Origin of the sequence: Chitinophaga sp. (assembly GCF_039596455.1) — a bacterium.
In the GTDB taxonomy this organism is placed as follows: Bacteria; Bacteroidota; Bacteroidia; order Chitinophagales; family Chitinophagaceae; genus Chitinophaga.
Map to the genome: position 1 here is coordinate 2,116,703 of NZ_JBCNJR010000001.1, position 12,258 is coordinate 2,128,960.

7 protein-coding genes are annotated in these 12,258 nt (G+C 55.2%); all 7 read left to right on the plus strand.

Features of this window, described 5'->3' with window-relative positions; translation table 11 throughout:
* The first annotated feature begins 112 nt into the window (after positions 1–112).
* The 7 genes from ABDW36_RS08575 (at position 113) to ABDW36_RS08605 (ending at position 12,247) form a co-directional block, all read left to right on the plus strand.
* Complete coding sequence (locus tag ABDW36_RS08575; protein WP_343701471.1) at positions 113–1,075, plus strand: FecR domain-containing protein; 963 nt, start codon at positions 113–115, stop codon at positions 1,073–1,075.
* A gap of 97 nt (positions 1,076–1,172) precedes the next feature.
* The gene (locus tag ABDW36_RS08580) at positions 1,173–4,589 is read left to right on the plus strand and encodes a TonB-dependent receptor (RefSeq protein WP_343701472.1); all 3,417 of its coding nucleotides are present in this window, start codon (positions 1,173–1,175) and stop codon (positions 4,587–4,589) included.
* Between the two features lie 25 nt (positions 4,590–4,614).
* A complete protein-coding gene (locus ABDW36_RS08585) occupies positions 4,615–6,180 on the plus strand; it encodes a RagB/SusD family nutrient uptake outer membrane protein (protein ID WP_343701473.1) in 1,566 nt (521 codons plus the stop codon).
* Positions 6,181–6,198: 18 nt separating this feature from the next.
* A complete protein-coding gene (locus tag ABDW36_RS08590; RefSeq protein ID WP_343701474.1) occupies positions 6,199–7,095 on the plus strand; it encodes a DUF5017 domain-containing protein in 897 nt (298 codons plus the stop codon).
* A gap of 158 nt (positions 7,096–7,253) precedes the next feature.
* Positions 7,254–7,805 carry an RNA polymerase sigma-70 factor gene (locus tag ABDW36_RS08595; RefSeq protein ID WP_343701475.1) on the plus strand — a complete coding sequence of 184 codons (552 nt, stop codon included), beginning with the start codon at positions 7,254–7,256 and terminating at the stop codon, positions 7,803–7,805.
* Positions 7,806–7,855: 50 nt separating this feature from the next.
* Positions 7,856–8,785 carry a FecR domain-containing protein gene (locus ABDW36_RS08600; protein WP_343701476.1) on the plus strand — a complete coding sequence of 310 codons (930 nt, stop codon included), beginning with the start codon at positions 7,856–7,858 and terminating at the stop codon, positions 8,783–8,785.
* 51 nt (positions 8,786–8,836) lie between these two features.
* On the plus strand, positions 8,837–12,247 hold the full coding sequence (locus ABDW36_RS08605) for a TonB-dependent receptor (protein ID WP_343701477.1): 3,411 nt from the start codon (positions 8,837–8,839) through the stop codon (positions 12,245–12,247).
* Positions 12,248–12,258 lie beyond the last annotated feature (11 nt).

A 12,258-nucleotide genomic window follows, 5' to 3' on the forward strand; every position in this document is an offset into this window, starting at 1 on the left:
AAGTTAATAAATCGTTAACGAAAAGAAACTTGTATAGGCAAGTTTCCAAAAAAACGTGTTTATCTGCAAGGATTGACTTAAAAAAACTTTCGGAGATCAAAGAACAACCAAAATGGACCATCAGTTATTAGAAAAATATTTAAAGGGAGAAGCATCTCCGGAGGAATGCAAAGAAGTGGAAGCATGGCTGGAAAATGCGCCGGAAGATTGGGTAGACGCCTTTATGGAAGCCCATGAACAAGGCGGAGAACCGTTGCCGGCCCCGGAAAAGGAGGCGTTCACCGCCAGGGTGATGCAGCGGGTAAAACCCCGTAGAAACCGCTGGATGCAGGTGGCGGCCGTTATGGCGGGCCTGCTGGCCGCCGGCTGGTACCTGGTGAAGCCGGGCAAGGTGAAGGTGCCTGCGCTGGAAATGGTAGACATCTCCATTCCCGCCAATAAAACCGGTAAAATAACGCTGCCAGACGGCTCAAAGGTGGTCATGAACGCCGGCAGTACGCTGCGGTACATCAAAAATTTTGAGGGCAGCACGCGTGCCGTTACCCTTACGGGAGAGGCTTTTTTTGACGTAAGCCCCGATACGGAGAAGCCTTTCATTATACAAGCCGGCGCGCTCAGCACCCGCGTACTGGGCACGTCTCTCAATATTTCCGCGTACCCCGGCGCCCGGCGCCAGACGGTGACGGTGTTGTCAGGCAAGGTATCTGTAACAGATACGCTCAGCAGCCGCGCCGTTACGCTGCTGCCTAAGCAGCAAGCCGTTTTCCTGCCGGCGTCCGCATCGCTGGCTGCGGAAACTGTAGCGCACCCGGAAAACGAAATAGCCTGGCAGCAGGGCCGCATGGTGTTTGACGAAACGCCGCTGTCTGAAGTGGCGGAAAAGCTGTCCCGGCGGTATGATGTGCACATTGTGCTCACCAACGGCCGGCTCGCCAATTGCCGCTTCAACGGCCAGTTTGAAAAAGAGCCGCTGGACGTGATCTTGAAAATGATCACCACCCTTACCAGCACACGCGCCAAACGCGAGGGAGATACGGTGTACCTCTCCGGCAAAGGCTGTGCGCCCGCCAACTGATTTTTTCACCCTTAAAACATATGTCCTTATGCAGCTATGATCAGACATCTACATCCTTCCTGAACATTTTAATTAAGAATGCACAACAATCAAAATTATGTGGAACAAACTACTCCCGTTGAAATGGATAGCTGTGCCCGTTATGTTACTGCTGCTGGTTATTTCCACAGGAGCCATGGGCCAGGCAAACTTGTCCAAAAAGATCAATGTCAACTTTAGGAGCACGCCCCTCAAGGAGGCGCTCAAAACCATTACACAACAGGCTGGTACGGTATTCGTTTACACGTCTAACGACGCGGCCTTTCAATCTCCCGTTACCTACTCGGCCAATGCAGAAAGCGTAGAAAACGTCATTAAAAAAATACTCGCGCCGCAGCAGCTGCAATACAGGGTAATGGAAGGCAAAGTGCTGATAGAGAAGGCCAGGCCCGCGCCCCCGCAGGAGAAACCGCTCAGCATCACCGGCAAGGTGGTGGATGCGGAGAACGGCCAGCCTATGCCCGGCGTATCTGTGAGCGTTAAAGGCACTAACCTGGGCGCGTCTACAGACGCGGAAGGCATTTACCACCTCAAAGGCGTACCGCCCAATGCCACACTGGCTTTTTCCCTGCTGGGCTATGCCCGCCAGGAGCAGCCGCTGAACGGCCGCGGCGTGCTCAACGTGAACATGAAGATCTCTGCCAGCGAACTGAGCGAAACCGTAGTGATAGGCTACGGTACCCAAAAACGGTCAGACCTCACCGGCGCCGTGGGCAGCGTGAACATGAACGATATGAACAAAGCCCCTGTAGCTTCTTTTGATGAAGCGCTGGCCGGCCGCGTGGCAGGTGTAATGGTGTCTTCTACGGAAGGCCAGCCGGGCGCAGGCATTAACATCTCCATCCGCGGCAACAACTCCCTCACGCAAGACAATTCCCCCTTGTATGTAATTGACGGTTTCCCCATTGAAGGGCCGGACAATAACATGATCAATCCGGACGATATAGAGTCTATCGATGTACTGAAAGACGCCTCTGCCACCGCCATTTACGGCGCCCGCGGCGCTAACGGCGTTATCATCATCACCACCAAAAGAGGCAAAACCGGCGCTCCTTCCATCTCTTACAATGGCCGCTATGGCTGGATGGAAAACATTCAGCGCATCCCCGTTATGAACGCTTACGAGTTCGTAAAACTGCAGCAGGAGATCAACGTGGGAGACCTGGACGAGACCTACCTGGCCAACGGTGTTACGGTAGACGACTACAAAAATGTGGAAAGCATAGACTGGCAGGGCAAGCTCTACCGCGTGGCCCCGCAGCAGAACCACAGCATTTCCCTGAGGGGCGGCTCCGAAAGAACAAAGTATGCTGTATCAGGCCAGGCATTGGACCAGCAGGGCACCATCATCAATTCCGCGTTTAAACGTTATCAGGCCAAAATGAGCCTTGACCAGCAGATCAATGATCAGCTGAAGGTAGGCGGCAACGTGACTTACACCAACACCAAAACCACCGGTACCACTCCTTCCGCGCCCAGCCTGTCTTCCATGAACAACCTGCTATACAGCGCCTGGGGCTACCGCCCAACGGGGCCCATCAACTCTTCAAAGCCCATCAATGAAAACTTTGAGGACGAGCTGATAGATGACATGGTGAACTCCGGCACAGATTACCGCATCAATCCCTTCCTCAGCGCGGAAAATGAATACCGGCTGAGGAACATGGACAACCTCATTGCGAACGCCTTCGGGGAATATACGATCATACCCGGCCTGCGCCTGCGCGTAACCGGGGGGCTCAACAAAACCACCCAGCGGAACGATGCGTTCAACAACTCCAAAACCAGGAGCGGTAACCCCTACACCGTGTACAAGGTGAACGGGTCTATCATGTACTACGAAACCACCAACTGGCTGAACGAGAATACGCTCACGTATGACAAAAAGTTCAACAAGTACCACCGCATCAACGCCGTAGCCGGCTTTACGGCACAGGGCAACCACGTTGGCGTGCACGGCATGTCTGCCAACCAGCTGCCCAACGAAAGCCTGGGCCTCAACGGCCTCAGCCAGGGCGTGCCGCAGCCCATTACCAGTCGCGAGGCTGAATGGGCGCTGGCTTCCATGCTGGCCAGGGTGAACTACGTGTACCGGGATAAATATTTCCTCACCGCCTCCTTCCGCAGTGACGGTTCTTCCAAGTTCAGGGCCAACAACCAGTGGAGCTACTTCCCCTCCGGCGCCATAGCCTGGGAAATAACCAAGGAAAAGTTCATGAAGGAGATCAAATTCATCAACAGCGCCAAGCTCCGTGCCAGCTGGGGTATTACGGGCAACAACCGTGTAAGTGAGTATGCCACCTACGCGCTGCTTGACTTTGGTGTGCGCAACTCCTACTACTCCTTTAACAACGAACTGCAGCAAAGCGCCATCCCCACCTCCATGGCCAGCACTGACCTGAAATGGGAAAATACTTCGCAGACAGACGTAGGGCTGGACGTTGCTTTCCTGAAATCACGCATTTCACTGGGAGTAGATTATTACAAGAAAGTAACTTCAGACCTGTTGCTGTACGCACGCCTGCCGCCCACCGTTGGGTATGGCAACGCTTACAAGAACGTGGGTAAGACCAGCAACGAAGGCCTTGAAATATCGCTGAACACCCGTAACGTGGAAACGAAAGATTTCACCTGGAGCAGCAGCTTCAACATCTCTTTCAACCGCAGCAAGGTGCTGGCGCTTACGCAAAACCAGGAATCACTCACGTCTACCATGGGCTGGGACTCCTGGTACAGCAGCGTGGCCCTTTACATTGCCAAGATAGGCCAGCCCGTAGGCCAGTTCTACGGCTACATCTGGGACGGTGTATATGGGTATGACGATTTTGATGCGCTGCCCAACGGCGGCTACCTGCTGAAAGAAGGCATTCCCACCAACGGCAATACCCGTGCGGCCATCAAGCCGGGAGATATCAAGTACCGTGACCTGAATGGAGACGGCGTGGTGAACGTGTCTGACCAGACGGTGATAGGCAGGGGCTTCCCCGTGCACGTGGGCGGCTTCTCCAACAACTTCACCTACCGCGGTTTTGACCTTAACGTGTTCTTCCAGTGGTCTTACGGCAACGAGGTGATGAACGCTAACCGCATCAACTTCGAGAATGGCAACAAAACCTACCTGAACCAGTACAAGAGCTTTGAAAACAGGTGGACGCCGGACAACCCCACCAGCACTATTCCCCGTGCAGGCGGCCAGTACGGTTACGTGTATTCTACCAGAACGCTGGAAGACGCTTCTTTCCTGCGCCTGAAAACCGTATCGCTGGGTTACAACATACCCGCGTCCCTGTTGAGAAGGGCCCGCATCAAGAGCCTGCGGGTGTTTGCCGCCGCCCAGAACCTCATTACCTGGACGAAGTACACCGGTTCCGATCCGGAGGTGGCCATTGGTTACAGCGCCCTCACGCCCGGGTTTGACTATTCTTCTTACCCGCGTGCAAGGACCGCTACCATTGGTGTAAACCTTGGCCTGTAATTCTCAAATTTTAAAAAGAAAGATTATGAAGAAGCTAATTTCCATCTCCTGCATAGCGCTGCTTACAATAGCATCAGGCTGCAGCAAGTTCCTGGACAAGAAGCCCATCTCCACGGTATCTCCCAATAATTATTATAATAATGAATCGGAGGTGAACTCCGCCCTGGCAGGTGTGTATGCCATTTGCGGCATGGAGTTCATGTGGGGCGGCAGAATACCCATCCGCCACAACGCCAGCACAGACGAGAGCTTTTATTCCGTTACCAACCAGCTGGTAGGCGTATGGTGGTTTAACTATGACGCCTCAGACCCGGTTGTGACCGAAATGTGGACCTACCTCTACACCGGTATTGAAAGGGCCAACATGCTGCTGGCCAATATTGAGAAAACAGAGATGGACGCCGCCAGGAAAACCGCCGTTATCGGCGAGGCCAAATTCCTGCGCGCCTGGTATTACTTTACACTGGTGCAGTATTGGGGCGGCGTGCCGCTGAAAACGGAACCTTCTAGTTCCGTAAACAATGTAGACATTGCCCGTACCCCTGCGGCTGATATTTATGCCTTTGTTGAAAAGGAAATGAAAGAAGCGGAAGGCATGGTGAGGGAAGTGACAGACATCAACACCACGGAGCGTATTTCCAAATCTACCGTGCGCAGCGCCCTGGCCCGCGTGTACCTGCAATGGGCCGGCGAGCCGCTGAAGAACACGGCCAAGTACCAGGATGCGCGCGATATGGCGCTGAAAGTGGTACAATCCGGTGTACACGTGCTGAACCCTGACTACAAGCAGATCTACATCAATGAATGCCAGGATATCAATGACTGGAAAGAATGCATATGGGAAACCGGCAACTGGGGCAATAACAGCGATGCCAACCGTATTGGCGGCCGCCACGGCAACGAGAACGGCGTGCGCTGCACGTCTAACAACGACCAGGTAATAGGTTACGCGTACGGTTTCAACAGCACCACTTACAAGCTGTACCATCTCTACGGCGCGGGAGACCAGCGCAGGGACTGGGCTATCAGCACCTACACCCTCAACTCTTCCGGCGTAAAGACCAACATTGGCGCCACCAGCATTTACAACCGCAACTGCGCCAAATGGCGCCGGGAGTACGAACTGCTGCGCCCGCTCAATAAAAACTATACGCCCACCAACTTCCCCATCATCCGGTATGCAGACGTGCTGCTGATGCTGGCAGAGGCGGAGAACGAAGTAAACGGCCCGGCCGCAGCCTATGAGTACATCAACATGGTAAGAAGAAGGGGATACGGCAAACCCGCTACTGTGCCCGACGCTACTGCAGACCTTACAGGCCTTGACCAGGTCAGCTTCCGGGAGGCCATCCAGGATGAAAGGGCGCGGGAGCTGTGTTTTGAAGGCCTCCGAAAAATGGACCTCATCCGCTGGGGCATTTACCTCACGGCCATGAGAGACCAGGCCCTGGAAATCAAGGCAAGGGCCTCTGCAACTTACCAGTATGCGGCGCTGGCGGCAGACAGGGTGGCGGAAAGGCACCTGCTGTATCCCATCCCGGCCATTGAAATGTCTCTCAACAAACTGATCCAGCAAAACCCAGGTTGGTAAAAGATAAACAAAGCATTTATGAAGAAACTCCTGTATATACTCATGGGCGGCGTGCTGGCAACAAGCTGCAGCACCAAGGACTCCCCTTCGCCCGACTTTAACGTGACGGTCAGAAGCGACTCCTATCAACTGGGAGACACATCGTTCTTCTACCTCACGGGCAACCCGTACACGCTTACTTTCTGGGCGGGAGACAGCACGCACCAGTACAAATACCGCAACCGCACCACCGCAACCGGTAAACCGGAAATGCAGTTCACCTCCTACCGCCAGGGCGGCAACCAGGACAATTCACTGCAGCTGCTGGTGTCTACAGACTTTCCCGGTGTGTATGACTCCGCCAGCGTGTACAGTCCCAATACGCACTGGACGGACATCACTGCCAAGGCAAAATTGTCTACCGGCACCACGGGCACCGCATCTGGCGTGATAGACCTGTCTGAGTTCCTGAGCGGGGACAGGCCCATCTACATTGCCTACCGCTACACGGGGCAGAAGAGCAACGTGGCCCAGCGTACCTGGACCATCCAGAGCTTTTCCGTTACCAACGTAACGGACGAAGACAAGGCCCGCATGCCCGTAGCGGCAGATGTAGCTGCCGGCGCCTGGGCCATTGTGAAAATGAAGAACCCGGCCGTGCAATGGGTGCTTTCCGCCGCTTCCTTTAAAGTGACCGGGGGCGCAGCCAACAGTGATGAAGCGGAAAGCTGGATCATTTCCAAACCGCTGCAGCTCAACAAGGCCATTCCTGACGTGGGCGTGCCCATCAAAAAAATGTCAGACAACCGGCTGGAAACCTATTTCTCCATTTACAAAACTGCCGGCCAGTTTACCGCCACGTTTGAAGCGGCCACCACTACGGTGTACGACAGTAAAACAGCGGTGAGGTCTGTAGACGTGAACATTCTCCCCTAGTAATACACTTAAAATCGGGGCCGGTACCTTTTCAGGGCCGGCCTTTTTGTTTGCCCCGAATCCTCGTTTACGTACCCGAATGTTTACGTACCCGCTTTGATTATCCGCTTCCTTTGCTTATTTTTCATACGTCCCGCGGGCACAGGAAAACCAGGCATATGGAAAACGAGCTGTTCATACAAATCACGCAGGGGAGCGAAGCGGCTTTTGAAACGGTGTTCCGCACACATTTCAAAAGCATGTGCTTTTATGCCGGGCTGCTGGGCCTGCGGCCGGAGGAGGCCGCGGAGGTTACCCAGCTTACCTTTATGCGTTTCTGGGAACGGCGGCTGGAGCTGCGGGCCGAAGGCAGGCTGGACGCCTACCTGTACACCGCCCTCCGCAACAACTGCCTTGACCAGCTGCGCCGCCAGAAGAAGCGGGGCGTTATGGAAGCAGTACCGGAAGACGCCCTCTCCGCCAATCCCGACTGGCTGGCCTACAAGGAGCTGGAGCAGCGCTTCCGCGAGGTGCTGGACAGCCTTCCCCATCAAATGAAACAGGTATTCACCCTCAGCCGCCTGGAAGGCATGAAATACAAAGAGATATCCGCCGCATTGAACATCTCCGTTAAAACGGTGGAAACGCAGATGACGCGCGCACTGAAGCGCCTGCGTACAGACCTGAAGGACTACATGCCCTTCCTGCTCTTCCTGTTCCTGCAAGAATAATTTTTTTTACAGCGTGTAAGGGTAAGCCCCTTTTCTAACATTATTATAGTATGGATGAGCTGCTGGAAGACATACCATTGATGCGCCACATGATGGGAGAGGAAAATGAAAGCATTGACCTGGCCCTTCGCTGCAACGAAAAGTTCCGGCAGCATTACGAGACGTTGCGCGCCAGGTGGGAGGCTTCCGGCCTGCTGGGCGCTGTAGCGGCCATAGATGTTGACCGGCAGTGGGAGCAGTTCAAACGCCGGCGTGAAAAACGGGTGTGGCCGCTGGTAATCAAGGTAGCGGCTGCTGTGGCCGGCGTGGCGGTATTGGCCGCCCTGCTCTGGCGGCAGCCCGTAAAACAACCGCTCATTCATCTTGTTACGCCGCCGGGCCAAAAGAAGACCATTACCCTGCCCGACAGTACCAAAGTATGGCTGAACGCCGGTTCCGAACTGGTGTACGACCCTGGCGAAAGAGCGGCAATACTGAAAGGAGAGGCCTACTTTGAAGTGCAGGCAGACCCGGAGCATCCTTTTTTTGTAGAGGCCGGCCATGTAAAAGTAGAGGTGCTGGGCACGCGCTTTAACCTGATGGCTTATGAAGGAGACTCGCTGGTGAGTACTTCTCTGCTGCAGGGAAGGGTGCGCCTGCACAGCGGTGAAGATACGCTCACGGTGAAGCCGGGAGAAAGGGCGGTATGGCACGGGAATGAAGCGGTGTTCAGAACGGAAGGTACGGGAACGGAAACGGATACACGCTGGAAGGAGGGCGAGCTGGTGTTCCGCAAGGAACCGGTTGAAAGGGCCTTTGCCACTATTGAAAGGTGGTTCGGCGCCAAAGTGGTGTACACCCGCGGCAGCCTGGCCGGCCATGTAATTACGGCGCGGCTGGAAAAAGGAGAGACCCTGGAGCGCACCTTTATGCTGCTGCGGGAAATTCTGCCCATGCAATACGAGATCAGTAACAACGTCGTATACGTACGGCATCAATAACCATATATTATACTCAGCCAGATTTTAATCATCGCTTAATTCAGACATGTTATGGCCTTTCACGCAACCCGCTGTGCGCTCCTGCGCCGCAGCCTGAGAATGTTATGCCTGGTGCTGGTCATGCAGTGCCCGCTGCACGGCTTCGCCACCACGGCGCCGCAACCTTTGCTGCTCACCTTCTCTCTTAAAGAACAGCCCATTACCGTACTGCTGGAAACCATAGAAAAGGTCAGCCGCTTCAAGGTGGTGTATGACCACCACCATGCAGACCTGCAGAAGAAGATCACCCTGGCGGTTAAAGACCAGCCGCTGGACGATGTGCTGAAAGCCGCCTTCCGCAACACCCGGTTGAAGTACAAGATCATTGACAACTACCTGGTGGTTACCGCTGAAGCCCCGGTGACAGCACCACCGGCGGAGGGGCCTGCGCCCGCGCCGCCGCCTCCGCAGCAAGACAAGGCGGTGACCGGCACCGTAAAAGGCAAGGGCGGCGAGCCGCTTCCCGGCGTCAGCGTATCGGTTAAAGGCAGCAGCACCGGCACCCAGACAGACGGTGAGGGTAAGTTCCGCCTCTCCGTTCCTGACAAAGACGCGGTACTGCATTTCACCTTTATGGGGTTTCTCCCGCAAGACCTGCCTGCCACACCCGGCGCGGTGTTGAACATTGTGCTGGAGGAAGACGTAAAAGCGCTGGAAGAAGTGATAGTAGTGGGCTATGGTACGCAGCGCAGGAAGGAGCTGACCGGCGCCGTAGCGTCCATCAAGTCAGCTGACCTCGGCAAGTTGCCCACCACCAGCGTAACCGCCGGGCTGCAGGGCAAAGTGCCGGGCGTATATGTTTCCCAGGTATCCGGCGCGCCCGGCGCCCAGGCCTCGGTGCGCATCCGGGGCATTGGCACTACCGGCGGCAACCAGCCGTTGTACGTGGTAGATGGTTTCCCTATCAATACCGGCGCGCTGAACATCGGCGGCAGCAGCGACAGAATAGACGGCCTGTCCATTGTGAATCCCAGTGACATTGAATCGGTGGAGGTGCTCAAAGATGCTGCCGCTGCGGCTATTTACGGCGCGCGCGCCGCCAATGGGGTTATCCTGATCACCACCAAACGCGGCAAGGAAGGTATTACCCGCGTAAACCTCGGCATCTCCACCGGCGTGCAGCAGCTGTGGAAAAAGCCGGAATACCTCAACGCGCAGGAGTTTGCCACCCTCGCCAATGAAATACACACCAATTCAGGCATCACACCTAACCCGGAATGGGCGGAGCCTGAAAAGCTGGGCAAGGGAACAGACTGGATAGACCTCATTTTCCGCAATGCGCTCATACAGGAATACAACATTGGCGTAACCGGCGGCAACAGCAAGCTGCAAAGCGCCCTTTCCGCCGGTTACCTGAAACAGGAAGGTACCATGACCGGTACCTGGTACGAGCGCTACACCGCGCGGGCCAATGTAGATTATAAAGCTACTGACAGGCTGCGCTTCGGAGGCACCTTCTCTTTTTCTTTCTCTCAGGCTAAAGCCAATACCAACAACGAATTCAGGCTGGGCATTTTCAACCTCGCCAAAATGATGTACCCCACGCTGGGGCCTGATGATGTGATCCAGGGCAAGCCGGAATATTACACCACGCAGGGAGATAACCCGCTGCTCCGCGCGCAGTCTATGGACCAGCGCATGAAAGATTTCCGCACCCTTCTTTCCGTATACGGGGAATGGGAGATACTAAATGGCCTGAAATGGAAAACCAGCGTAGGGGCAGATGTGGGCAACAACCGCAACCGCTCCTGGCTGGACAAATTCGAAAGAGGTTTTGCCCGTAACCTGTCTGCCACGCTCAATGAAACCTACACGCAGAATTATACCTGGCTGATAGAGAATACGCTCAGCTACGCCCGTTCGTTTGCCGGGCACCAGCTCAACGTGGTGCTGGGGCAGTCTGCCCAGAAGAATAACACTTCCTGGATATCCGCCACCGGTATAGATTACCTGAATGACCAGTTGCAGGTGATCAACGGCAGCAAGGAAGACCTGCGCCGGGCCGGCGGCACGGAGGGGCAATATGCGCTGGCCTCTTACTTTGGCCGTGTGAACTATGACTATAAAGGCAAATACCTGCTGTCTGCCAGCTTGCGGCGGGACGGCTCTTCCAACTTCGGCCCGCGCAACAAATGGGGCATGTTCCCCTCCGTGTCCGCCGGCTGGAACGTGGTGGAAGAACCTTTCCTGCAGAACGTGAAAGCGATAGACATGCTGAAGCTCCGCGTATCCTGGGGGCAGCTGGGTAATGATGCCATTGGCGCATACAACTATATGAGCACTTTCAGGCTGGGTAATGCGGCAGACAACTATGTGCTCGGCACCGGGCAAGACCTGGTGGTGGGCGCCTCCATGCTCCGCCCCGGCAACCCCGATCTGAAATGGGAAGCCAGCGAGCAGGTGAACATAGGCCTGGATGCGGCATTCTTCAAAGGCAATGTTTACCTCACGGCAGACTATTATATCAAGAACACCCGCAACATGCTGGTGAGCCCGCCCGTGTCTATAGAAGCAGGTTTCCAGAACGCGCCGTTCATCAATGCCGGTTTGATCACCAACCGCGGCCTCGAATTGCTGCTGGGCTACCGGAACAAGGCAGGGAATTTCACGTATGACGTGAGCGGCAATATTGCCACGTTGAAAAATAAAGTGGTCAGCCTGGGCGTAGGTCAACCCATTGTCGGCGCCTCACTTTCCAGCTACTTTGACCTGCGCGGTACGTACACCGAAGTGGGCATGCCCATCGGGTATTACAGGGGCTACCAGGTAGGCGGCATTTACCAGACCAAAGAAGAAGTGAACAAAACATTGCAGCCCAACGCCACCGCCGGAGACTTCCGTTTCATAGACCAGAACGGGGATAACAAACTCTCAGACCTTGATAAGGTCTACCTTGGCAAACCCTGGCCGGACCTTACTTACGGCCTCAACGTGAACCTGGGCTGGAAAGGTTTTGACCTCAACCTTTTCCTGCAGGGCATGGCCGGCCTGCAGATCTACAACATCAGCAAGATGACCGGCTACGCCATTAAATACTTCGGCGGTTCAGGCCTCATGAACGGCACCCGCGGCGCGCTGGACCGCTGGACGCCCGGCAGCGGCCGCAACAGCGTACCCCGCCTCACTTATACAGATGTGAACGGCAACTACTTCAACAGCTCCGACTTTTATGTGGAAGACGGAGATTTCATGCGCGTGCGCAACCTGCAGATAGGGTACAACCTCCCGCAGCAACTGCTGCAGCGTGTGAAACCCCTGCACACCGTGCGCGTGTACCTCGCCGCGCAAAACCTGTTCACATTCACGAAATACAGCGGCTTTGATCCGGAAATAGGTGACACCTCACCGCTGGCCAGCGGTATAGACGACGGGGTGTACCCTCAGCCCAGAACGTTCAGGGCCGGTCTCAATGTTGGTTTCTAACTATTAAAATG